20 protein-coding genes and 1 pseudogene are annotated in these 24293 nt (G+C 58.7%); 14 read left to right on the forward strand and 7 right to left on the reverse strand.

Annotated features, from left to right (window positions below; translation table 11 throughout):
- Positions 1-107: 107 nt before the first annotated feature.
- The 3 genes from prs to lolB all read right to left on the reverse strand — a co-directional run bounded on the left by prs (position 108) and on the right by lolB (position 2658).
- Positions 108-1055 (reverse strand): ribose-phosphate diphosphokinase, encoded by a 948-nt coding sequence (gene prs, locus NQ230_RS09885; RefSeq protein ID WP_003856663.1) that lies wholly within the window; start codon positions 1053-1055, stop codon positions 108-110.
- 125 nt (positions 1056-1180) lie between these two features.
- The gene (gene ispE, locus NQ230_RS09890) at positions 1181-2050 is read right to left on the reverse strand and encodes a 4-(cytidine 5'-diphospho)-2-C-methyl-D-erythritol kinase (RefSeq protein ID WP_121424066.1); all 870 of its coding nucleotides are present in this window, start codon (positions 2048-2050) and stop codon (positions 1181-1183) included.
- Positions 2047-2658, reverse strand: coding sequence for a lipoprotein insertase outer membrane protein LolB (gene lolB, locus NQ230_RS09895; protein ID WP_023336000.1), 612 nt, complete (start codon positions 2656-2658; stop codon positions 2047-2049). The genes ispE and lolB overlap by 4 nt, the downstream gene beginning before the upstream one ends.
- Before the next feature lie 326 nt (positions 2659-2984).
- On the opposite strand from lolB, the gene hemA reads away from it, so the two are divergent.
- The 6 genes and pseudogenes from hemA (at position 2985) to kdsA (ending at position 8029) form a co-directional block, all read left to right on the forward strand.
- A complete protein-coding gene (hemA, locus tag NQ230_RS09900; RefSeq protein WP_023335999.1) occupies positions 2985-4241 on the forward strand; it encodes a glutamyl-tRNA reductase in 1257 nt (418 codons plus the stop codon).
- 41 nt (positions 4242-4282) lie between these two features.
- Positions 4283-5365 carry a peptide chain release factor 1 gene (gene prfA, locus NQ230_RS09905; protein WP_023335998.1) on the forward strand — a complete coding sequence of 361 codons (1083 nt, stop codon included), beginning with the start codon at positions 4283-4285 and terminating at the stop codon, positions 5363-5365.
- Positions 5365-6195 carry a peptide chain release factor N(5)-glutamine methyltransferase gene (gene prmC / locus NQ230_RS09910; RefSeq protein WP_257260973.1) on the forward strand — a complete coding sequence of 277 codons (831 nt, stop codon included), beginning with the start codon at positions 5365-5367 and terminating at the stop codon, positions 6193-6195. Before prfA ends, prmC begins: the two co-directional genes overlap by 1 nt.
- A 2-nt stretch (positions 6196-6197) precedes the next feature.
- Positions 6198-6287: pseudogene (locus NQ230_RS09915) on the forward strand (siroheme synthase); the annotation flags it as partial.
- Positions 6288-6328: 41 nt separating this feature from the next.
- Positions 6329-7138 carry an invasion regulator SirB1 gene (gene sirB1 / locus NQ230_RS09920; protein ID WP_023312124.1) on the forward strand — a complete coding sequence of 270 codons (810 nt, stop codon included), beginning with the start codon at positions 6329-6331 and terminating at the stop codon, positions 7136-7138.
- 36 nt (positions 7139-7174) lie between these two features.
- Positions 7175-8029, forward strand: a complete 855-nt coding sequence (gene kdsA / locus NQ230_RS09925) for a 3-deoxy-8-phosphooctulonate synthase (protein ID WP_029741601.1) — start codon at positions 7175-7177, stop codon at positions 8027-8029.
- Positions 8030-8146: 117 nt separating this feature from the next.
- Here kdsA and chaA read toward each other — a convergent pair whose 3' ends face one another.
- Complete coding sequence (chaA, locus tag NQ230_RS09930; RefSeq protein ID WP_023312122.1) at positions 8147-9247, reverse strand: sodium-potassium/proton antiporter ChaA; 1101 nt, start codon at positions 9245-9247, stop codon at positions 8147-8149.
- A gap of 270 nt (positions 9248-9517) precedes the next feature.
- Here chaA and chaB point away from each other — a divergent pair, with 270 nt between their 5' ends.
- Positions 9518-9748 carry a putative cation transport regulator ChaB gene (chaB, locus tag NQ230_RS09935; protein WP_008499518.1) on the forward strand — a complete coding sequence of 77 codons (231 nt, stop codon included), beginning with the start codon at positions 9518-9520 and terminating at the stop codon, positions 9746-9748.
- A gap of 177 nt (positions 9749-9925) precedes the next feature.
- On the forward strand, positions 9926-10621 hold the full coding sequence (locus NQ230_RS09940) for a gamma-glutamylcyclotransferase (protein WP_257260979.1): 696 nt from the start codon (positions 9926-9928) through the stop codon (positions 10619-10621).
- 30 nt (positions 10622-10651) lie between these two features.
- On the opposite strand, the gene NQ230_RS09945 is transcribed toward NQ230_RS09940, so the two are convergent.
- The 3 genes from NQ230_RS09945 to NQ230_RS09955 form a co-directional block, all read right to left on the reverse strand.
- Positions 10652-10891: a DUF1883 domain-containing protein gene (locus NQ230_RS09945; RefSeq protein WP_013096243.1), complete on the reverse strand. Its 240-nt coding sequence runs from the start codon at positions 10889-10891 to the stop codon at positions 10652-10654.
- A gap of 193 nt (positions 10892-11084) precedes the next feature.
- Entirely contained in the window at positions 11085-12869 is a 1785-nt protein-coding gene (locus tag NQ230_RS09950) for a methyl-accepting chemotaxis protein (RefSeq protein WP_257260981.1), read from the reverse strand.
- A gap of 106 nt (positions 12870-12975) precedes the next feature.
- On the reverse strand, positions 12976-13329 hold the full coding sequence (locus NQ230_RS09955) for a DsrE/DsrF/TusD sulfur relay family protein (protein ID WP_257260983.1): 354 nt from the start codon (positions 13327-13329) through the stop codon (positions 12976-12978).
- A gap of 72 nt (positions 13330-13401) precedes the next feature.
- On the opposite strand from NQ230_RS09955, the gene nasR reads away from it, so the two are divergent.
- The 6 genes from nasR (at position 13402) to NQ230_RS09985 (ending at position 24262) form a co-directional block, all read left to right on the forward strand.
- A complete protein-coding gene (gene nasR / locus NQ230_RS09960) occupies positions 13402-14586 on the forward strand; it encodes a nitrate regulatory protein NasR (protein ID WP_257260985.1) in 1185 nt (394 codons plus the stop codon).
- Between the two features lie 227 nt (positions 14587-14813).
- A complete protein-coding gene (locus NQ230_RS09965) occupies positions 14814-16061 on the forward strand; it encodes a CmpA/NrtA family ABC transporter substrate-binding protein (RefSeq protein WP_121424054.1) in 1248 nt (415 codons plus the stop codon).
- A 2-nt stretch (positions 16062-16063) separates the two neighbouring features.
- On the forward strand, positions 16064-16942 hold the full coding sequence (gene ntrB, locus NQ230_RS09970; protein ID WP_121424052.1) for a nitrate ABC transporter permease: 879 nt from the start codon (positions 16064-16066) through the stop codon (positions 16940-16942).
- A 9-nt stretch (positions 16943-16951) separates the two neighbouring features.
- Positions 16952-17740: an ABC transporter ATP-binding protein gene (locus NQ230_RS09975; RefSeq protein WP_257260989.1), complete on the forward strand. Its 789-nt coding sequence runs from the start codon at positions 16952-16954 to the stop codon at positions 17738-17740.
- Between the two features lie 13 nt (positions 17741-17753).
- A complete protein-coding gene (nirB, locus tag NQ230_RS09980) occupies positions 17754-21740 on the forward strand; it encodes a nitrite reductase large subunit NirB (protein WP_257260990.1) in 3987 nt (1328 codons plus the stop codon).
- Positions 21737-24262 (forward strand): nitrate reductase, encoded by a 2526-nt coding sequence (locus tag NQ230_RS09985; RefSeq protein WP_257260991.1) that lies wholly within the window; start codon positions 21737-21739, stop codon positions 24260-24262. The genes nirB and NQ230_RS09985 overlap by 4 nt, the downstream gene beginning before the upstream one ends.
- Positions 24263-24293: the final 31 nt, after the last annotated feature.

Genomic DNA, 24293 nt, shown 5'->3' on the forward strand with positions numbered 1-24293 from the left:
ATGCGCATCATCTGTCATGTGAATGGCAGGTGAAGGAGGCATTAATCATACAAATAAAACCCAGAGACAAAAAAACCCGCCGCAGCGGGTTTTTCGGCCGTGTTCGATTAGTGTTCGAACATTGCTGAGATTGATTCTTCGTTGCTGATACGACGAATCGCTTCGGCCAGCATCCCGGACAGGGTCAAAGTACGCACGTTTGGCAGTGCTTTGATCTCGTCGCTCAGAGGGATGGTATCGCATACCACCACTTCGTCAATGACGGAGTTGCGCAGGTTGTTTACCGCGTTACCGGAGAAGATCGGGTGAGTCGCGTAAGCGAACACGCGCTTGGCACCACGCTCTTTCAGCGCTTCAGCGGCTTTACACAGCGTACCGCCGGTATCGATCATGTCGTCAACCAGCACGCAGTCACGGCCAGCAACGTCACCGATGATGTGCATCACCTGAGAAACGTTAGCGCGCGGACGGCGTTTGTCGATGATCGCCATGTCGGTATCGTTCAGCAGCTTAGCGATAGCACGGGCACGTACCACGCCGCCGATGTCCGGAGAAACCACGATTGGGTTATCCAGGTTCAGCTGCAGCATGTCTTCCAGCAGAATTGGGCTGCCGAATACGTTATCAACCGGGACGTCGAAGAAGCCCTGGATCTGCTCTGCGTGCAGGTCAACGGTCAGTACGCGGTCAACGCCGACGCTGGACAGGAAGTCAGCGACAACTTTAGCGGTGATTGGCACACGTGCGGAACGGACGCGACGGTCCTGACGGGCATAGCCGAAGTAAGGGATTACAGCAGTGATACGGCCTGCTGAAGCGCGACGCAGGGCGTCGACCATAACAACCAATTCCATCAGGTTGTCGTTTGTTGGAGCACAGGTGGACTGGATGATGAAAATATCACCACCGCGTACATTTTCGTTAATTTGTACGCTGACTTCGCCGTCGCTAAAGCGACCTACGGCGGCGTCGCCGAGGGAAGTGTACAGGCGGTTGGCAATACGTTGTGCTAGTTCCGGGGTGGCGTTACCAGCAAAAAGCTTCATATCAGGCACGAGAAGAACCTCAGGCATGCGTCCAGTGGTGGATAGCGTTCGCCGCAAACTGTGCGGGCCAGGCGAAGGCTATCCAGGCGGTGTATTAAAGAGCGCGATGCAACGTCTGGAACAGGGTGACGTTGTCACCGAAACTCAGTCTGCGCCAGAATGGCCTGCTGTAGGGGGGAGGTGTTCATCCCACGTGCTACAAAACCATGCAGCCAAACCGGCGCTTGCTCAAGCACCTGACGAGCGGCGGATTCGGTGTCAAATTCAGCAAAGACACAGGCCCCTGTACCAGTCAGGCGCGACGGCGCGTATTCTAACAGCCAGGAAAGCACCGCATCAACCTCGCGAAAACGTTTTCTTGCGATAACCTCGCAATCGTTGCTGAATTCACAATTTAATAACGTTTCTATTGACCGAACCGGGGTATTCCTTTTCAGGTCAGGATCTTTAAAGATGACCGGGGTCGGAATGCTCACGCCAGGGTGGGCAACCAGATACCATTTCTCCGGCGGTTCAGCCGGGGAGAGGATCTCACCCACGCCCTCAGCAAAGGCCGCATGACCGCGAACAAACACCGGGACATCAGCCCCCAGCGTCAGGCCCAAGGCTGCCAGTTCGTCCTTCGACAGCCCGCAGCCCCAGAGGTGGTTCAGCGCAACCAACACGGTGGCAGCGTTGGATGAGCCACCGCCCAGACCGCCGCCCATCGGCAGGCGCTTCTCGATACGGATATCCGCACCGCTTCCCGCAGGCAGACGGCCCGATTCCGCTGCGGCTTTCATCAGCAGGCGCGCGGCGCGCACGATCAGGTTGTCCTCATGCGCCACGCCGTCGACCGGCGTTAGCAGGCAAATCTGCCCGTCCTGGCGCAGTTCGATGGAGATCGTGTCGCCATAGTCAATAAACTGAAACAGCGTCTGCAGGGTGTGATAACCGTCAGCACGCTGGCCGGTGATGTATAAAAACAGGTTCAGCTTTGCCGGAGAGGGCCAGTGGGTCATCATTTAACGATCCAGTTGTCCATTTTCAGCTTGATACGCTGGCTGCCCTGAGTCAGTTCCATATTCGATGGCAGCGACGGTTTACTCTTACTGTCATAGGCGCTGTACACCACTTTCCAGGTTTTACCGTTCTGGGTGTAGTTCACCTGGCTCAGACGGTACTGGTCGTCAAGGCTGTAGTCAGTTGCCTCACCCGGCAGGCCCAGGATCCACTGGCGCAGGCTGTTGAGCGGGATAGGCATCCCGGTCAGCTTGCCAATCATCTCTTCGGCATCGGTCGCGGTATAGTGCTGGCCTTTGTTATCGGTGATCTGCGCTTCACCCGGTTTCGCGATAAGCTCCAGTTCGGTGCTGCCCAGCGGGTTCAGCAGCAACAGGCGATAGTTGTCCTGACCCGTCTGCTGCCAGAAGAAGCGGGCATAAACCTTTTGTTCGTCAGAGAGATAAGCGAAAGCGCCGCGGGTCTGGTACTGGTTCAAATTACGGACGTCCTGCTGGTGCTGACGCCACTGCGGTGAATCAGGGCTTTTGCCCGGGCCTTTTGGTTGAGTGACGGTACATGCGGTCAGAACCAGTGCTGCCAGCGGCAGCAGGCGAATCAGTCGGGTCATAATGAGGACAAATCCTTGAGATACGTTGCAGTTATAACTGTTAATGCTAGCGTCGAAGGGGGCTACCGTCTACGTTCAAATTATCTCAAAGGGTTGTATCTACCCTAAATAATTCAAGCTGCATGAAGGCGGCAAGAGAGTGAATCCCCATGAGCATAGATAACTATGTGATTGGGGTGAACGAGCGCAGCCAACGCGCATGCAGCTTGAAGTATGACGGGTATAAGCTATTACTCCGAAAGGGGGCAGTCCCTTTTATTGATCTCGCGCATCCTGTATGATGCGTTCTGCTAACCTTATTAACGCTGGTACTACTCCCGCTCAACATGACCCTATTAGCACTCGGCATCAACCACAAAACGGCTCCGGTTTCGCTGCGAGAACGCGTGACGTTTTCGCCGGATACGCTTGACCTGGCGCTGGACAGCCTGCTTGCACAGCCGATGGTGCAGGGTGGCGTGGTGCTCTCGACGTGCAACCGTACCGAGCTGTATTTAAGCGTGGAAGAGCAGGACAACCTGCATGAAGCGCTGATCCGCTGGTTATGCGACTACCACAATCTCAACGAAGACGAGCTGCGCAATAGCCTGTACTGGCATCAGGACAACGATGCCGTCAGCCACCTGATGCGCGTCGCCAGCGGGCTGGATTCGCTGGTACTGGGCGAGCCGCAGATCCTGGGTCAGGTGAAAAAAGCGTTTGCGGACTCGCAAAAAGGGCACCTGAAGGCCAGCGAGCTGGAGCGCATGTTCCAGAAGTCGTTCTCCGTGGCGAAGCGTGTGCGAACCGAAACCGACATTGGTGCCAGTGCGGTTTCTGTTGCTTTCGCGGCCTGCACCCTTGCACGCCAAATCTTTGAATCCCTGTCTACCGTCACCGTGATGCTGGTGGGTGCGGGCGAAACCATCGAACTTGTGGCGCGCCATCTGCGCGAGCATAAAGTGAAAAAGATGATTATCGCTAACCGCACCCGCGAACGCGCGCAGGTGCTGGCGGATGAAGTGGGCGCAGAGGTGGTTGCCCTGAGCGACATCGATGAACGCCTGAAAGAGGCGGACATTATTATCAGCTCTACCGCCAGCCCGCTGCCAATTATCGGAAAAGGGATGGTGGAGCGTGCGCTGAAGTCCCGTCGTAATCAGCCGATGCTGCTGGTGGATATCGCCGTCCCGCGCGATGTTGAGCCGGAAGTGGGCAAGCTGCCTAACGCCTATCTCTACAGCGTGGATGACCTGCAAAGCATCATTTCGCACAACCTCGCCCAGCGTAAAGCGGCGGCGGTGCAGGCGGAAACCATCGTTGAGCAGGAAACCAGTGAGTTTATGGCCTGGCTGCGCGCGCAAAGCGTCAGCGAGACCATCCGCGAGTATCGCGGGCAGGCGGAGCAGGTGCGTGATGACCTGACTGCCAAAGCGTTAGCGGCCCTTGAACAGGGCGGCGACGCAAATGCGATTATGCAGGACCTGGCGTGGAAACTGACCAACCGCCTGATCCATGCACCAACCAAATCTCTTCAGCAGGCCGCCCGTGACGGGGATGATGAGCGCCTGACTATTCTGCGCAACAGCCTCGGGCTGGAATAGCGCCCTATACCCATTTTCTAAGACAAGGTGCACTTACGCCTATGAAGCCTTCTATCGTCGCTAAACTGGAAGCTCTGCACGAGCGCCATGAAGAAGTACAGGCGCTCCTCGGGGATGCCGGGACCATCGCGGACCAGGAACGTTTTCGCGCGCTCTCGCGTGAATACGCGCAGTTAAGTGATGTTTCTAAATGCTTTACCGACTGGCGACAGGTTCAGGAAGATATTGAAACCGCGCAGATGATGCTCGACGATCCTGAAATGCGCGAGATGGCGCAGGAAGAGTTGCAGGACGCGAAAGCGCGTTCTGAAGAGATGGAGCAGCAGCTTCAGGTGCTTCTGCTGCCGAAGGATCCGGACGATGAGCGTAACGCGTTTGTAGAAGTGCGCGCCGGTACCGGCGGTGACGAAGCGGCCCTGTTTGCCGGGGATCTGTTCCGCATGTACAGCCGCTACGCCGAATCGCGTCGCTGGCGCGTGGAGATCATGAGCGCCAACGAAGGCGAACATGGTGGCTACAAAGAGGTTATCGCCAAGATCAGCGGCGACGGCGTGTACGGTCGTCTCAAGTTTGAATCCGGCGGTCACCGCGTACAGCGCGTACCGGCCACCGAATCTCAGGGACGCATTCACACCTCAGCCTGTACGGTAGCGGTGATGCCGGAGCTGCCGGAAGCAGAACTGCCGGACATCAATCCGGCGGACCTGCGTATTGATACCTTCCGCTCCTCTGGCGCGGGCGGTCAGCACGTCAACACCACCGATTCCGCCATCCGTATTACCCACCTGCCAACCGGCATCGTCGTCGAATGCCAGGACGAGCGTTCACAGCACAAAAACAAAGCCAAAGCGTTGTCCGTGCTGGGCGCGCGTATCCACGCAGCGGAAATGGCGAAACGCCAGCAGGCGGAAGCGTCTACGCGTCGTAACCTGCTGGGCAGCGGCGATCGCAGCGACCGTAACCGCACCTATAACTTCCCGCAGGGCCGCGTGACCGACCACCGCATCAACCTGACGCTGTACCGTCTGGACGAGGTGATGGAAGGGAAGCTGGATATGCTGATCGAGCCTATCGTGCAGGAATATCAGGCCGACCAGCTGGCGGCACTGTCCGAGCAGGACTAATGGATTTTCAGCGCTGGTTACGTGAGGCGGCCGGAGAGCTTTCAGAAAGCGAAAGCCCGAAACGCGATGCCGAAATTTTGCTTGAGCATGTGACGGGTAAAGCCCGTACGTATCTGCTGGCTTTTGGCGAAACCGAACTGACCGCTGAGCAGGAAGCGCAGCTCGCCGCGCTGCTTGCCCGTCGTAAAACCGGCGAGCCGGTGGCACACCTTGTCGGTGAACGTGAGTTCTGGTCGTTACCGCTGTACGTCTCGGCGGCGACGCTGATCCCGCGTCCGGACACCGAGTGTCTGGTTGAGCAGGCGCTTGCGCGTTTACCGGCGGCGGCCTGCAGCATTCTCGACCTTGGGACGGGGACAGGTGCTATCGCGCTGGCGCTGGCCACCGAGCGGCCCGACTGCGCGGTGACGGCGGTGGACGTAATGCCCGACGCGGTGGCGCTGGCGCAGCGTAACGTGGAACGTCTCGGGCTCCGCAACGTGACGGTGCTGCAAAGCAGCTGGTTTGCCGCGCTGGAGAATCGCTCATTTGCGATGATTGTCAGCAATCCTCCTTATATCGACGAACATGACCCGCACCTTGCGCAGGGAGATGTTCGCTTCGAACCGCTCACGGCGCTCGTGGCCGCCAACGCGGGATTAGCCGATCTTGATCACATAGTGACAACGTCACGGGAACATTTACTTCCCGGCGGCTGGCTGCTCGTGGAGCATGGCTGGACGCAGGGAGAAGCCGTGCGGACACTGTTTACGCAAGCAGGTTACGCCGCAGTCGAAACCTGCCGCGACTACGGCGGCAACGAACGCCTGACGCTGGGGCAGTGGCCATGAAAACAGGCTATCTGCCATTTACTGATAAAGGCGCATGGCTGACTGAAAAGCTGTTTGGCGTTATCATCTACATCGTTTTGAGTTTTATCGCGCCTGAGCGTCATTGTTCGCTTAGTCGTTACTGGGGTAAGTCATGAGGTCCTTAGCCGATTTCGAATTTAATAAAGTGCCGCTTTGCGATGGCATGATCCTGATTTCTGAGATGATTCGCGACGATTTTACGTCGCAGTTTGTCTACGATGAGCTGGAGAATCTGGTCAGCCTGGCGCGTGAAGAGATTAATCAGGCTCGCCCGCAAGACTGGCAATTAGAGAAGCTGCTGGAGCTTTTCTACGGCGAATGGGGTTTCTGCGACACGCGGGGCGTATATCGCCTGTCTGACGCGTTATGGCTGGACCAGGTCTTAAAAAATCGTCAGGGCAGCGCCGTGGCGCTGGGCTCTATTTTGCTGTGGGTCGCGCACCGTCTGGATATTCCGCTGGTCCCGGTCATTTTCCCGACGCAGATGATCCTGCGCGCGGAGTGGCTGGACGGCGAAATGTGGCTCATTAATCCCTTCAACGGCGACACGCTGGATGAACATACGCTGGACGTGTGGCTGAAAGGCAATATCAGCCCGGTGGCTGAGCTCTTCAATGAAGATCTCGATGAGGCGGATAACGCCGAGGTGATTCGCAAGCTGCTGGATACGCTGAAGTCCGCGTTGATGGAAGAGCGTCAGATGGAGCTGGCGTTGCGCGCCAGTGAAGTGCTGCTGCAGTTCAACCCGGAAGACCCGTACGAAATTCGCGATCGCGGGCTGATCTATGCGCAGCTCGACTGTGAGCACGTGGCGCTGAATGATTTGAATTATTTCGTCGAGCAGTGTCCGGAAGATCCCATTAGCGAAATGATTCGTGCGCAGATCAACGCGATCTCGCACAAACAAATTACACTGCATTAATCTTAATTCCGATTCACACCTGAATAAGGCGATCCTATGAAACAAAAAGTGGTTAGCATTGGTGATATCAAGGTAGCAAACGATCTGCCGTTCGTACTGTTTGGCGGCATGAACGTGCTGGAATCCCGCGATCTCGCCATGCGTATCTGCGAACACTACGTGACCGTGACCCAGAAGCTGGGCATCCCGTACGTGTTTAAGGCCTCTTTTGACAAAGCCAACCGCTCCTCCATCAACTCTTACCGTGGCCCGGGCCTGGAAGAAGGGATGAAGATTTTCCAGGAGCTGAAGCAGACCTTTGGCGTGAAAGTGATCACCGACGTGCATGAAGCCTCACAGGCGCAGCCGGTGGCAGACGTGGTGGACGTGATTCAGCTCCCGGCATTCCTGGCTCGCCAGACCGACCTGGTTGCGGCGATGGCGAAAACTGGTGCTGTTATCAACGTGAAGAAACCACAGTTCGTGAGCCCGGGGCAGATGGGTAACATCGTCGATAAGTTTATCGAAGGTGGCAACGACAAGGTGATCCTGTGTGACCGTGGCGCAAACTTCGGTTACGACAACCTGGTTGTCGACATGCTGGGCTTCAGCGTGATGAAAAATGTCTCCGGCCAGTCTCCGGTGATTTTCGACGTGACCCACGCCCTGCAGTGCCGCGACCCGTTTGGCGCCGCGTCCGGTGGCCGTCGTGCCCAGGTGACCGAGCTGGCGCGTGCCGGTATGGCGACCGGCCTGGCTGGTCTGTTTATTGAAGCGCACCCGGATCCGGCTAATGCGAAATGCGACGGCCCATCTGCGCTGCCTCTGGATAAGCTGGAGCCGTTCCTGAAACAGATCAAAGCGATTGACGATCTGGTGAAGAGCTTCGACGAGCTGGATACCAGCAACTAATAAAAAAACCCGCTTCGGCGGGTTTTTTTTATGGGGCATATTGCCGGGTGGCGCTGCGCTTACCCGGCCTACAAAACCCGTAGGCCCTGCAAGCGAAGCGCCGCTGGGCAAAAAACACTACGCAAAAATCGTCATCAAATAGGCAATAAACAACGCCATATGCGCCGCGCCGTTCAGCACGTTGGTGCGTCCGGTTGAGAATGAAATCTGGCACAGCAGTAACGAGGCGACCATCACAATCATCTCCGGCGCGCCCAGCGCAAACTGCAGCTCGTTGCCCGTCATAAAGGCAATCAGCGTCACTACCGGTACGGTAAGTGAAATCGTCGCCAGTACGGAGCCGAAGAACAGGTTCATTGCGCGCTGCACCTGATTATTCAACACCGCTTTCAGCGCCCCCAGCCCTTCAGGGGACAGGATCAGCAGGGCGACCAGGAAGCCGGTAAACGCTACCGGCGCGTTCAGCTCGGTTAACAGCGTTTCCAGCGGGTTGGCATTCATCTTGGTGACCGCAATCACCGCAATCAGATGCACGATCAGCCAAACCGTATGCCACGCGCTGCTGTGGGCCGACGGCTTGCCGTGGTGCGGGTCATCATCGTCGCCGTCATCTTCATGCTCGTACACAAACAGGCTCTGGTGCGTTTTGGTCTGAATCAACAGAAACACGCCGTACATGGCGGCGGAAATGAGCGCGACCAGCAGCGCCTGACCGGTGGAGAAGTTTGCACCCGGCAGCGCCATCGGGAAGACCAGCACAATAATGGCCAGCGGGAAGAGGGCAATCAGATACTGTTTAATGCCGAACAGGTTCATATACTGGGTCGCGAACTTGCGGCCGCCCAGCAGCAGAGAGAAGCCCACCAGGCCGCCCGTCACAATCATAATGATCGAGTAGAGCGTGTCGCGCATCAGCGTCGGCGCGGCATCGCCGGTCGCCATGAGCGCGGAAATCAGGCTAACTTCGAGGATAACGACGGAAAGGCTGAGAATTAACGATCCGTACGGCTCGCCCAGACGGTGGGCCAGGACGTCCGCATGGCGAACGACGCTAAATGCGCTAGTTAAGATGCCGACCAGGGCAAGAATATTGATACCAACCACCACTGGCAGTGACTGACTGCTTCCCCAGAAGAGCAGCACAGCCAGTGCCAGAACCGGGAAAATGAGTGACGTCTCCTTGTGGCGGGTCTTTACCGCCTCGTGTGTTGCTGTCATGTGCTTCTCCATCAATGCAGGTGCTTGTAATTATAGATAGAATTTTGAGGTCATTAAACTAACAGATCTCTGTTAAATACCCTTTATTTTTTACTTAATTTTACCCTTTGTCATGATTTTTCTGTTTGATGTCTATAATTCTCTGTCTTTATTTAATATTCATTAAATAACAACGAATTATAAATGGTATATATTCATAAATTATCGCGGGGTGGCACGCTGCCATATCGTCGTCCACACTTATCTCTTTAGCCAAAAGAGAGGTCAGTGATGCCCTATAAAACGAAACGCGAATTACCCGATAACGTGCAAAACGTGCTGCCCGCCCATGCGCAGGATATCTACAAAGAGGCGTTTAACAGCGCCTGGGATCAATACAAAGATAAGGACGATCGCCGGGATGATGCCAGCCGTGAAGAGACGGCGCACAAAGTCGCCTGGGCCGCCGTAAAACATGAATATGAGAAAGGAGACGACGATAAATGGCATAAAAAGAAATAGCCGTGAAATAATTCGCTGCCTTCATTTTGACTTTTCAGGCGGTTGAACTTCCGTTGTATTGCAACTGGTCCGCTAATTGCTTATCGTTATTTAACTGCTGGCAAAATGACCAGCACATAATGCCGGGAAGGCGAATTACAGATGTCGCAAGGAAGCATGCAGTGGCGGAGGTGGAAAGTGTTAACGCGTGATTTCTTAATGAAGGCAGATTGTAAGACGGCATTTGGTGCTATTGAGGAATCGCTTCTCTGGTCAGCTGAACAACGTGCGGCGTCACTCGCTGCCACGCTTGCCTGCCGCCCGGATGATGGCCCGGTATGGATTTTTGGCTACGGCTCCCTGATGTGGAACCCGGCTCTGGAATTTGTCGAATCGGCAACGGGCACGCTGCCTGGCTGGCACCGCGCATTTTGCCTGCGCCTGACGGCCGGACGCGGCAGCGCGTGCCAGCCGGGACGCATGCTTGCACTGAAAGAGGGCGGGCGCACCACGGGCGTGGCGTATCGCCTTCCGGATGCCACGCTGGAGGAGGAGCTCACGCTGCTCTGGAAGCGCGAGATGATCACCGGCTGCTATATGCCGAGCTGGTGCAAGCTGGAACTGGACGACGGTCGTACCGTCAATGCGCTGGTGTTTATTATGGACCCGCGCCATCCGCTGTATGAAGCGGATACCCGTACGCAGGTGATTGCCCCGCTGATTGCCGCCGCGAGCGGGCCGCTGGGCACCAACGCGCAGTATCTCTTCTCCCTCGATCAGGAGCTAACCCGCCTCGGCATGAAGGACGACTGTCTGAATGAGCTGGTGGCGAAGGTGAAGGCACTGCTGGAAGGGAACCCGCTCAACGGCACGCTGCGAGCAGGCTTTGCCTGATAATACGCCCGGCTCGCCGGGCGTTTAATCTTATGCCGCCACGTAGCTGACGGAATGCTCCAGCGACTGACTGTGGCTGTCGATCAGCACATCCCACGTGCCGGTATACGGCACGGTAAGCCAGGCCTTATCGTCCTGCACGGTCAGAATATCCGCCTGGGATTGTTTTTGTGCTTTCGCACTCATCAGATGAATACGGCAGCGCTCTGAGCAACGCACCACTACCGTATCCCCGCCAAACAGTTTCAAACTTGTTTTCACCAGTGCCATTTTTTACCCCGTCGATTTTGCCCATCCCGAGCGTGATATTGTTCACAAATTACTCATTGCATAACACCAAAGCGGGGGGCGAGGGATGATGATTTTGATCAAAAAATGGCATAACGTTTAAACAAAAATGACAAAATGCCTGAAAGCATTCAGCTGGCGCGGGTTTTACCCGAAAACCCGCGCCGGAATAAAATTAAATGCGGAAATGGCCGGCTGTTTCAGCAAGGTCGCCCGCCTGGCTCTGCAGGGCACCCGCGGCGGCGGCGGATTCCACCACCAGCTCGGCGTTCTGCTGCACCATGCGGTCGAGATGGGTCACCGCGTGGTTGATCTCGTGAATGCCTTTCATCTGCTCGCTGGTGGCGATGGAAATTTCGCGCATGATGCCGGAGACGCTGCCGATGCTGGAGCGGATCTCATCCATGCTTTCCCCTGCCAGATGCACGTAGCGGGAGCCGGTTGCCACGCTGTCGGTGGTGGAATCAATCAGCGATTTGATCTCTTTCGCCGCCTGAGCACTACGGCTTGCCAGGTTACGCACTTCGCCTGCGACGACGGCAAACCCGCGCCCCTGCTCACCGGCACGCGCCGCCTCGACGGAGGCGTTCAGCGCCAGAATGTTGGTCTGGAAAGCAATGCCGTCAATCACGCTGGTGATATCGCCAATTTTTGCCGACGCAACCTCAATGGACTGCATGGTGCTGATCGCCTGCGATACCACCTCGCCGCCGCGCGCCGCGGCCGCTGAGGCTTTGCTCGCCTGATCGTTGGCTTCTGCTGCCGATTCATTCGACTGGGTCACGGAGGCGGTGATCTGCTCCACGGCGCTGGCCGTCTCGCGCAGGCTGGATGCCGCCTGCTCGGTACGTCCGGAAAGATCCTGGTTACCCGCGGCAATCTCCTGCGCCGCGTTTTTCACCGATTCACTGGCATCCCGGAGCTGCACCATCACCACCGACAGCTTATCGCTGAAGGCGTTAAAGGCCTGGGCAATCTGCGCGACTTCGTCCTCGCCGCTGTCCGGCAGGCGCTGGGACAGATCGTTAGTCCCGTTGGCAATGTTGTGCATCGCGTCGCGAATGTCGGACAGACGCTTCAGCAGGCGGGCAATCAGGAAGTGAACAATGGCCGCGCTCAGGAGTGCCAGGAACACCAGCGAAATCGCCGATGCTTTAAGCAGGGAACGCATGCCGGAGGTGGCGTCACCGTTGTCCAGCGCGACGACTAACAGCCAGTTAGTGCCCGGTACGGCTGTCGCCACGAAGGTTTTTTCAGCGTCGTTCAGCGTTCCGTCGACGAGGTTACCGCTTTTCAACGCAGCAAAATCAATGCCTTTGATCGTCTCAGCAAAGGGTTTGAGCGTCAGGGCCGGATCGTTAGCGGCAATCACGCTGCCGTCACTGTTCAGAAGCAACCCGCTGCTGGCCGGAGTTGGATGGATCCCGCGCACGTTTGCCACCACGCTGTCCATCGCCACATCGCCCGCCACCACCGCTTTAAGGGTGCCATTTTCTTTTACCGGCACGGCGAAGGTCACCACCAGCTTACCGGTCCCCGCGTCAACGTAGGGCGCGGTGACAACCGGACCGTCCGTGCTGACTACCTGCTGATACCACGGGCGAATGGTCGGGTCATAGTCCGCCGGGACGCCCGCCGGCTCAGAGAATTTCGCCGTTTTGCTGGCGTAGCCAACATAGACGTTGGTAAAACCACCCGCCTGCGCAAGCTGTTTAAACACCGGAACCGGATCGTCATTCAGCGCAACGGTCTGCGCAGAGGCAATCACCGTCATCTTGCTTTTGACCCAGTCGGCAATCGCCATGTTATGGCTGGCGCTGGTGCTGGTCAGGATATCGCGCTGAGACTGCTGGTTATCCTGACGTGTTACCTGAAAGTTAATGACGGTATTGAGGAGAAGGGCGACGACCAGACAGCCTGCCGTCGCAGCGATGATGCGTGCACGAATCGATCTGAACATAAGTGAAATACCTGCTGTGTTGTTTCCATGCCTATCGGCAACCCCGCAGGTAAACTTGATGCTGAAACCGCGTCCATAAGAAAATAATATTTTTACGAGTTTATTATTAAAAAGTTAATACTTTATCTGCGGACAGCGTCCACTCGGCCAGCTCAACCAGCGTACCAATTTCTACCCCCTCAATCAGCGGCAGTCCGGTAATGCCGCGGCCGTCGGTGCAGGTCTTGCACAGCTTCACCGGTACGTTTTGCGCGGTCAGGATCTCCAGCATCTGCTGAATGTTATAGCCCTCTGCCGGTTTTTGACCCTTCAGCCCCGCGGTGACCGCATCCGACATTAAAAAGAGCCGTAACGCCAGGTCGCTCTCTTTTTCACGCAGCGCAATCGCCAGGCGCAGGCTGTTAAAAAGAGATTCGCTGCCGTAGGCCGCACCGTTGGCGACGATCACAATCTTCTGCATGTTGACTCCTGTTCTTATAAAGGCACGAATATTGCTTAATTCTTCCGAGTTTCGCTGTCCGGGAGAGTAAGCATGACATTAATGGCTGGCATTTCGCCAGGCGCTGCAGAATGGCTCACGCGCGCAAAAATGATGCGTCAGGAGCAGTTCAGCAAGCTGGCACAGCTGGGCGTACTTGTGCACGGCATTAGCCAACTGGTGCACATGTTACAGTGCGAGCGCGGGGCGTCCAACGTCTGGCTCTGCTCACAGGGTAAGCTGTACGCCCCCGAATGCAAAGCCAGCCGGGCGCTGGTGGATGAAAATCTCGCAGCCCTTTACGGCATTCTTGAAACACAGTCGCCGATCCCGGGAAGTACCGTCTGTGAACGCATCGGCGGCGCGCTCCTGAGTCTGGATACGCTTCCCGCGCTGCGTGACGGTGTGATTCAGCAAACGGTAACGGCACCGCAGGCGATGGAACACTACTCCCGCATGCTTCGCCATCTGCTCAGTATCGTGCCGCAACTCAATGACAGCATTGACGATCCGCAAATCGCAGGACGTTTTGTCGCGCTTTATAGCCTGATGCAGGGCAAAGAGCTGGCGGGACAGGAGCGAGCGCTGGGGGCGATTGGCTTCACGCAGGGCTTTTTCGATGAGGTGACCCGCCAGAGGCTGGTTGACCGTATTGACGGGCAGCAGGCCTGCTTTGAGATCTTTCTCTCACACAGCGCCGCTGACGTTCAGGCCACCTTTTCAATGCACTGTCAGCCCGATCGTGAAACGGAGCAGCTCCGGCGCGTGGCCTGTACCCGCCAGCCTGCCGCAGATGATGGCCTTACCGCGCTGAACTGGTTTGCTCTGCAAACCGCGCGCCTTGAGCATCTGCGCACGCTGGAGGAGACGATCATCGCCGATCTGATGGTCGCGGTGGACGAATGCATTCACCGTGACGATGAGTACGCGCTCACCGCCGATGAACAGGATGACCCGCCGATCCGTTATCCGGAAAAACCGTTGCTCACCCTGGTTCGCCAGCAGGCACGCGAGATAGAGCAGCTCTCACGTCAGCTTGCGTCGCTGCGCGATACGCTTGAAGAGCGCAAAATCATTGATAAAGCGAAAAGCGTGCTGATGACGCATCAGAATATGAGTGAGGAACAGGCCTGGACCGCGCTGCGCAAAATGGCGATGGACAAGAACCAAAGGATGGTGGATATCGCCCGCGCGCTGCTCATGGTGAAGAATTTGTGGCAGGTAACACCAAAGGAGTAACTGCACGGTCAGTGGGCATTTTCTGCATGATTGCGGTGCGTAAAGTCGAGGGAATACGGTAAGCGCTGCAAAAAACAGTGCGTTAAAACCTGGCATTTACTTTGCATTATCAGATTAACCATTTTTGACGATGCGCCAACGGCGGTGCATGCGTCTTCGGGATAAAGGCGTCCAGCGGTGCTCCGGCACGGTGGGCGCTTTTTTTTGGCTTTTTTTCAGGAGCGGTTATGGCGGATTTGTCGAGACGGCGATTTTTGCAGGCCAGCATGCTGGCGGGTGGCGCAATGCTGTTACCGGGTGTCATGCAGGCCACGTGGGCGGCAGGCTCGGATAAACCGGAGCAGGAAACGGTGCGTATCGGGTTTATCCCGCTGACCGACTGTGCCCCTGTGGTTATCGCGGCGCTGAAAGGGTTTGATAAAAAATACGGCATTACCATCGTGCCCACCAAAGAGGCGAGCTGGGCGGCGGTGCGCGACAAGCTGGTGGCGGGCGAACTCGATGCCGCACACATTCTCTACGGCCTGCTGTACGGACTGGAGCTGGGCATCGCCGGTAAGCCACAGCAGATGGCTAACCTGATGACCCTCAACCAGAACGGTCAGGCCATTACGCTCTCCAGCGATCTGGCAGAGAAGGGCGTTCGCGATCTCGATGGGCTGAAAAAGCTGATTGGGCAGCAGGCGCCCGGCACTTATACCTTCGCGCACACCTTCCCGACCGGGACGCACGCCATGTGGCTCTACTACTGGCTGGCCAGCGCGGGCATTAACCCCTTTGATGACGTGCGCACGGTAGTAGTGCCGCCACCGCAGATGGTGATGAACATGCGCATTGGCAACATGGTCGGCTTTTGCGTCGGCGAGCCGTGGAACGCGCGAGCCATCAACGACCGCATCGGTTTTACCGCCGCCACGTCACAGTCTATCTGGGCCGACCATCCGGAAAAAATTCTCGGTACGCGTCGCGACTGGGTGGAGAAAAACCCGCACACCGCGCGGGCGCTGGTGAGCGCGGTGCTGGAGGCGGCGCGCTGGATTGAGGCGTCCCCGGAAAACAAACGCGAAACCGCGCAGATCCTCTCCCGCCGGGCGTGGCTCAACTGCAAGGAACAGTATCTCACCGGACGCATGCTCGGCGAGTACGACAACGGTCTGGGACAGCGCTGGCAGGATGCGCACCCGATCCGCTTTTTCAACGAAGGGGCCGTCAGCTACCCGTATCACTCCGACGGCATGTGGTTCTTAACCCAGTTCCGCCGCTGGGGCTTGCTCAAAGCCGCGCCGGACTATGCGGGCATCGCACAGCGCATTAACCAGACCGCGGTCTGGCAGGATGCCGCCACGGCGGTGGGGGGCATTACCACACCGACTTCACCACTGCGCAGTAGCACATTGATGGACGGCACCGTCTGGAACGGTACCGACCCGGAAGGATACGCCAACCGTTTCGCCATTCATCGTAAAGGGGCCTGATTATGCCGCATCTGCAAAAGACGACATCACAAGAGACACCGGTGAGTGGGGAAGTCATCCCCCTGCCACCCGTGCAGGTTCGCCGCCGTACGCCGACGTTTGCGCGTCGGATCAACGCGGTCCTTCAGCGCATCATTCCGGCGTTTCTGGGGCTGGGACTGCTGGTCGTGCTCTGGCAGTTGGCGGCGATTAACAGCAAAGGCTTCCCGACGCCGCTCAGCACGCTCGATTCCGCCATTACCCTGTTCGCCGATCCGTTTTATCGCGACGGGCCAAACGACATGGGTATCGGCTGGAACGTGCTCGCCTCATTACAGCGTGTGGCGGTGGGCTTTGGCCTGGCCGCGTTCGCCGGGATCCCGCTCGGCTTCCTAATTGGCCGCTTCACCTTTTTTTCGCGCATGTTCGGCCCGCTGATCGCGCTGTTACGCCCGGTTAGCCCGCTGGCCTGGCTGCCCATCGGCCTGCTGCTGTTCCAGAAAGCGGAACCGGCTTCCAGCTGGACCATTTTTATCTGCTCCATCTGGCCGATGGTGATCAACACCGCCGAAGGGGTTCGCCGCATTCCGCAGGACTACCTTAACGTCGCACGGGTGCTGCAGCTTTCCGAGTGGACCATCATGCGCCGCATTCTCTTCCCGGCGGTGCTGCCCGCGGTGCTGACCGGGGTGCGCCTCTCCATCGGCATCGCCTGGCTGGTGATTGTCGCCGCCGAGATGCTGACCGGCGGTTTAGGGATCGGCTTCTGGATCTGGAACGAGTGGAACAACCTCAACGTCGAAAACATTCTCATCGCCATCGTCATCATTGGCGTGGTCGGGTTGCTGCTGGAGCAGGGGCTGATGCTGATCGCCCGCCGCTTTAGCTGGCAGGAAAAATAAGGAGCGAACATGAAACCATTAATTCAGGTCCAGGCCGTGAGCCAGCGTTTTTCCACCGCCAGCGGCGAGTTTCTTGCGCTGCAAAACGTCTCTTTTGATATCCACGAGGGCGAAACCGTCAGTCTGATTGGGCACTCCGGCTGCGGCAAATCGACGCTGCTGAACCTTATCGCTGGGATCACGCTGCCGACGGAAGGCGGGCTGATTTGCGACAACCGCGAAATCGCCGGGCCGGGTCCGGAGCGCGCGGTGGTGTTCCAGAACCATTCCCTGCTGCCGTGGCTCACCTGCTTCGACAACGTGGCCCTGGCGGTCGATCACGTGTTTCGCCACAGCATGAGCAAGGTGGAACGCAGAGAGTGGATTGAGCACAACCTCGACCGCGTGCAGATGGGGCACGCCCTGTATAAGCGCCCGGGGGAGATTTCCGGCGGCATGAAGCAGCGCGTCGGGATTGCCCGCGCGCTGGCGATGAAGCCGAAAGTCTTGCTGATGGATGAACCCTTCGGCGCGCTCGACGCCCTGACGCGCGCCCATCTGCAGGACTCGGTGATGCAGATCCAGCAGGCGCTGAACACCACCATCGTGCTCATTACCCACGACGTGGACGAGGCGGTGCTGCTCTCCGATCGGGTGTTGATGATGACCAACGGCCCGGCGGCCACCGTCGGGGAGATCCTGCGCGTGGACCTGCCGCGCCCACGTAACCGGGTGCAGCTGGCCGATGACAGTCGCTATCACCACATGCGTCAGCAGATCCTGCATTTCCTCTACGAAAAGCAGCCGAAAGCGGCGTAGCGAGGGGGCTTTGATGCGACTGGTCATTATCGGCAATGGCATGGCGGCTACGCGGCTGATTGCCGCGCTCACCGGGCGTGCCCCCGATCGTTTCGCTATCACCGTCATCGGTGACGAGCCGGAGCATGCCTATAACCGTATCCAGCTCTCGCCGGTGCTGGGCGGTGAAAAAGCGGCGGCGGGTATCTGTCTTCAGGATGACGACTGGTACCAGGCGCGCGGCGTGACGGTGCTGCGGGGCGAAAAGGCGATCGCCATGAACGTGGACACGCGCGAAGTGCAAACCACCGCCCGCACGCTGGGTTGGGATGCGCTGGTGTTCGCCATCGGGTCAACGCCCTTTATTCCGCCAATTCCCGGCTGCGATGCACCGCATGTCTTCACGTTCCGCACCCTGGAGGATACCCGGGCCATTCAGGCGATCGCCGGTCCGGCGGTGGTGCTGGGCGGCGGCGTGCTCGGGGTTGAGACGGCGGCAGCCCTGGCGCGTTCAGGTGACAACGTCACGCTTGTTCATCGCGGTCCGTGGCTGATGGAGCAGCAGCTGGACCAGCAGGCGGGCATGCTGCTCGAAGAGGCGCTGGCGGCGCGGGGCGTGCGCTGTGAGTTCGCCTCTGGCATTACAGCGATAAGCGAAAATAGCGTGACGCTGCTCAACGGGCGCAGCGTCGCCGCCGCTCGCGTGGTGCTGGCGACCGGCGTGCAGCCTAACGCTGCGCTGGCGCAGGCCAGCGGCATTCGCTGCGCGCGCGGCATCGTGGTGGATCACCAGATGCAAACCTCCGTGCCGGACGTCTACGCCATTGGCGAGTGCTGCGAAATTGACGGCCAGACGTTTGGCCTCGTCGCCCCCTGTCTGGCGCATGCGGATATCCTCGCCGCGCGGCTGGCCGGGGACGTCACCGCGCCGTTTGTCCTGACCGACAGCGGCGTGCGCCTCAAGGTGACCGGCGTGGCGCTGTTCAGCCTCGGTCGCGCGGCAGAGCAGGAGGGCGACGTGGTCTGGAGCGCATGGGATCCGCTGACCCGCCACTATCGTCGTTTACTGATCCATCAGGGGGCGCTGGCTGGCGTGCTGCTGATGGGGGACTGCCGCAGCGCGGCAACATTTACCGATTTACTGGCAACGGCTGCGCCCGCCCACGCGGACTGGCTGTTCGATCGTTTCACTACGCAACCGCAGGTTGCAGGACAGAACGCTATGACAAAACCTACTCTGGTGGTGGTTGGACACGGTATGGTCGGCCATCATTTCCTCGAAGACTGCGTTAACCGCAATCTGCATCAGCAGTATCAGATCGTTGTCTTTGGCGAGGAGCGCTATGCCGCCTACGACCGCGTGCATCTGTCGGAATATTTTGGCGGGCGCAGCGCGGAGTCTCTCTCGCTGGTGGACGGCGATTTCTTTGCCGACAACGGCATTGAGCTGCGCCTGTCGCAGCAGATTGTCGCAATCGATCGCGATGCGCATGTGGTACGTACCGCAAGCGGGCATGAAACCCACTGGGACAAGCTGGTGCTGGCGACCGGCTCATATCCGTTTGTCCCACCGGTGTCGGGCAACGATCTGCCGGGCTGTTTTGTTTACCGCACCCTTGACGATCTGGACAAGATTGCGGCGCATGCGGAGGGCTCACGCCGCGGCGTAGTGATTGGCGGCGGCCTGCTGGGGCTCGAGGCGGCGAATGCCCTGAAACAGCTCGGGCTGGAAACTCACGTAGTGGAGTTTGCGCCTAATCTGATGGCGGTCCAGCTCGACAACGACGGCGCGGCGATGCTGCGCAAGAAAATCGAGGCGCTGGGCGTCGGCGTCCACACCAGTAAAGCGACGACGGAGATCGCCACCGCGGACGGCGGGCTGGTGCTGCGCTTCGCCGATGGCGAACAGCTGGAAACGGACATGGTGGTCTTTTCTGCCGGCATTCGTCCGCAGGACGCATTGGCGCGCAGCAGCGGGCTGGCTGTCGGCGAACGCGGCGGGATCTGCATTGACGACGGCTGTCACACCTCCGATTCGGACGTGCTGGCCATTGGCGAGTGCGCCCTGTGGGAAGGGAAAATTTTCGGTCTGGTCGCGCCGGGTTATCAGATGGCGCGGGTGGCCGCCGCCGCGCTGGCGGGTGAGGAGAAAACCTTCACCGGGGCAGATATGAGCACCAAGCTCAAGCTGCTCGGCGTGGACGTGGCGTCCTTTGGCGATGCTCACGGGCGCACGCCGGGGGCGCTGAGCTACCAGTGGACGCACGGTCCGCAGCAAATCTACAAGAAAATCGTGGTCAGCCACGACGGTAAAACGCTTCTCGGCGGCGTGCTGGTGGGCGACGCCAGCGAATACGCCACGCTGGTGCAGATGATGCTTAACGGGATAGCTCTGCCAAAAGAGCCGGAAACGCTGATCTTACCTGCTTCGTCAGGCAGTGCGCCGAAAGCGCTCGGCGTGGCGGCGCTGCCGGAAAAGGCACAGATCTGTTCGTGCCATAACGTCAGCAAAGGCGATATCTGCCAGGCGGTGAGCGCGGGCGCTACGGATATCGGTGCCGTTAAGCAGTGCACTAAAGCGGCGACCGGCTGCGGGGGCTGCAGCGCGCTGGTGAAGCAGGTCATGGAGTTCCAGCTGGCGGCGCAGGGCGTGGAGGTGAAAAAGGACATCTGCGAGCACTTCCCGTACTCGCGCCAGGAGATTTACCACCTCGTGCGCGTCAACCATATCCGCACCTTTGACCAGCTCATCAGCCGCTACGGTCAGGGGCACGGGTGCGAAATTTGTAAGCCGCTGGTGGGGTCGGTGCTTGCCTCCTGCTGGAACGAGTATCTGCTGAAACCGGCACACCTGCCGCTGCAGGACACCAATGACCGCTACTTCGCCAATATCCAGAAGGACGGTACCTACTCCATCGTGCCGCGCATGCCCGCGGGGGAAGTGACCGCCGATGGGCTGATCGCCATCGGCCAGATTGCGAAACGCTACAGCCTGTACAGCAAAATCACCGGCGGCCAGCGTATCGACCTCTTCGGCGCCACCCTCGAACAGCTGCCGGAGATCTGGCAGGCGCTGGTGGAAGCTGGGTTTGAAACCGGGCACGCCTACGGGAAATCCCTGCGTACGGTGAAATCCTGCGTCGGGTCGACCTGGTGTCGCTACGGCGTGCAGGACTCCACCGGCCTCGCGGTCAGGCTCGAGCACCGCTACAAAGGCCTGCGAGCGCCGCACAAGATCAAAATGGCGGTCTCCGGCTGTACCCGCGAATGCGCCGAGGCGCAGAGTAAAGACGTGGGAGTCATCGCCACGGACAAAGGCTGGAATCTCTACCTGTGCGGCAACGGCGGGATGAAGCCGCGCCACGCGGACCTTTTCGCCAGCGATCTGGACGATGAAACGCTGATCCGAACCGTTGACCGTTTCCTGATGTTCTACATTCGTACGGCGGATCGCCTGCAGCGCACCAGCACCTGGATGGACAACCTGGAAGGCGGTCTCGACTATCTGCGGGAGGTGATCCTCAACGACAGCCTGGGCATCGCCCACGAGCTGGAGCAGGAGATGATCCGTGTGGTAGAGACGTATCAGTGCGAATGGCAAACCACGCTTAACGATCCCAACCGTCTGGCGCTGTTCCGCACCGCGGTGAACGTCGCGCCGTCGGATGAAAGCAATCGCTGGCAGGAAATCTGCGGCATCGACGATATCCCGGAGCAGGCGGGAATCGCCGCGCGGCTTGGGCGTAAGCCGATCGCGCTGTTCCGCTTTGGCAAAACCGTCTATGCACTTGACGATCGGGAGCCGGGCAGCAGCGCGAACGTGCTTTCACGCGGCATTCTTGGCGATGCGGCGGGGGAGCCGATGGTGATCTCTCCGCTCTACAAGCAGCGTATTCGCCTGCGCGACGGCTGTCAGGTGGAAAACGGCGAACCCGCGGTACACGCCTGGCCAGTCAAAATTGAGAACGGCAAAGTGTGGGTTGGAAATGATGCCCTGGTGATACGTGCGGAGGCCTCATGACGGAAACCCGGACAACGTGCCCCTATTGCGGGGTCGGTTGCGGCGTGGTCGCCCGCGTGGAAGATGAAGCGGTCAGCGTTCGGGGAGATGAAACCCATCCTGCGAACCTGGGTCGCCTGTGCGTGAAAGGATCGGCCCTGGGGGAGACGACGGGATTACAGGGGCGGCTTTTGCGCCCGGTCGTTGACGGCCTTGAAGTGGACTGGGCGCAGGCGCTGAACGCGGCAGGCGAGCGCCTCAAGGATATTATCGACAAATGGGGGCCGCAGGCGGTAGCGTTTTACGCGTCCGGGCAATTGCTTACCGAGGACTATTACGTCGCCAATAAGCTGATGAAAGGGTTTATCGGCGCGGCGAACATTGATACCAACTCCCGGCTCTGCATGTCATCGGCGGTCGTTGGCTATAAACGCGCCTTCGGTGAAGACGTCGTGCCTTGCAGCTACGAGGATGTGGAAAACAGCGATCTGGTGGTGCTGGTGGGATCAAACGCGGCCTGGACGCATCCGGTGCTGTATCAGCGGCTGGTGCAGGCAAAGCACAACAATCCGCAGATGAAAGTAGTAGTAATCGATCCGCGCAGAACCGCCACCTGTGATATTGCTGACCTGCATCTGGCGCTTGCGCCGGGGAGCGATGCCGGATTATTTGTCGGCCTGCTGAACCTGATTCAGGGAACGGATGAGTGGCCCGTTGAGCGCGTGGCGGCGTTTTGCGGCCTCTCGCCTCAGGATGTTGGCACGTTTTACGACTGGTTTATGACGGCACCCCGGGCCATCACGCTCTACACCATGGGAATCAACCAGTCCTCCAGCGGCAGCGACAAGTGCAGCGCCATCATTAACGTTCACCTTGCTAGCGGGAAATTTAACCGTTCGGGCTGCGGCCCGTTTTCGCTGACCGGACAGCCTAACGCGATGGGCGGAAGGGAAGTGGGCGGGCTGGCAAATCAGCTGGCGGCGCACATGAACTTTGAGCCGGACGATCTTTCGCGGGTGGCGCGTTTCTGGGGAACGGAACGGCTGGCGCAAACCCCGGGACTGATGGCGGTGGAGCTGTTTGACGCCATTGCTCGCGGCGAGGTGAAGGTGGTGTGGATCATGGGCACCAATCCTGCCGTCTCGCTGCCGGACAGCCACGCGGTGTGTCAGGCGCTGGCGAGCTGCCCGCTGGTCATTGTCTCTGAGGTGATGAACGATACCGACACCAGCCGGTTCGCCCATATCCGTTTTCCGGCACTGGGCTGGGGAGAAAAAGACGGCACGGTGACCAATTCTGAGCGGCGCATTTCGCGCCAGCGCGCGTTTCTGCCCGCGCCGGGTGAGGCAAAGCCAGACTGGTGGATCGTCGCGCAGGTTGCAAAACGGCTGGGCTACGACGAGGCCTTTGCCTGGCAACATCCGCACGAGATTTTTTGCGAGCATGCGGCGCTGACGGCCTTCGAAAATGACGGCGCGCGGGCGTTAAACCTTCATGACCTGGCTGCGCTAACCCGTGAGGAGTGGGAGCGGCTTGAGCCCTGGCAGTGGCCGACGGGGGATTTTCCGCGCCGAAACATTGTTCCCGTTAACCCTCTACCGCACGGTGCGACGGTCAGCGCGTTATACCCGCTGATTCTCAACTCGGGGCGCATCCGCGATCAGTGGCATACCATGACGCGAACAGGGTATGTGGCCAGGCTGATGCAGCATATCGCCGAACCGTTTGTTGAGGTTTGCCCCGCGGACGCCGTTCGGTTTTCCCTGTGCGACGGCCAGCTGGCGCGCATCAGCTCGCCGCGAGGCGTCATGGTGGCAAGAGTGCGCATCAGCGACGGCCAGCGTGAAGGGAACGCTTTTGTCCCGATGCACTGGAACACTGAGTTTGCCCGCCAGGGAAAGGTGAATGCGCTGGTGGAAGGGCGCTGCGATCCGGTTTCGGGCCAGCCGGAGAGTAAACAAACCGCCGTCAGAATCATGCCCTGGCAGCCCGCCTGGCAGGGGGAACTCTATGCTCGTGAATGGCCAGAAATGCCCTCTTCGGTTAACTGGTGGCGTAAAGCTTCACGCCTGACGGTGGCGTGCGATAAACCGCTGCTGCCGTGGCTAATGGATTACGCCAGCGGCCGGGGCTGGCAGCTGCAGGTTGCTCAAGCCGGTGAACGCAGCAGCGTGCTGGCCTGGCATGAAGGCCAGTTGATGCTGGGTTTCTGGGAAGGTACCGCGTTACCGGCGCTGGCGCATGCGGTGATTGAAGCCGCTTTTCATTCACCACCCGTGCTGCCCACAGAACGCCACGCCTTGTTGAACGGGCAGAGCGTCGGGAAGGTGGCGGATCCGGGACGCATTATCTGCAGCTGTTTCAGCGTCGGGGAAAAGGCGATACGGGAGGCTATTGCCGGAGGGTGTGACTCCGTCAGCGCGCTGGGGGTGAAGCTGCGCTGTGGTACGAACTGCGGCTCCTGCGTGCCGGAGCTGAAAGGGCTGTTTCAGGATAATCCTGAAATGTCCGCCAGGACTGTATTTCAAGGCTTATCGCGTTAACATAATAAGAGTTTATTCATAAACACAGGTT

Source organism: Enterobacter asburiae (assembly GCF_024599655.1).
GTDB classification, from domain to species: domain Bacteria; phylum Pseudomonadota; class Gammaproteobacteria; order Enterobacterales; family Enterobacteriaceae; genus Enterobacter; species Enterobacter asburiae_D.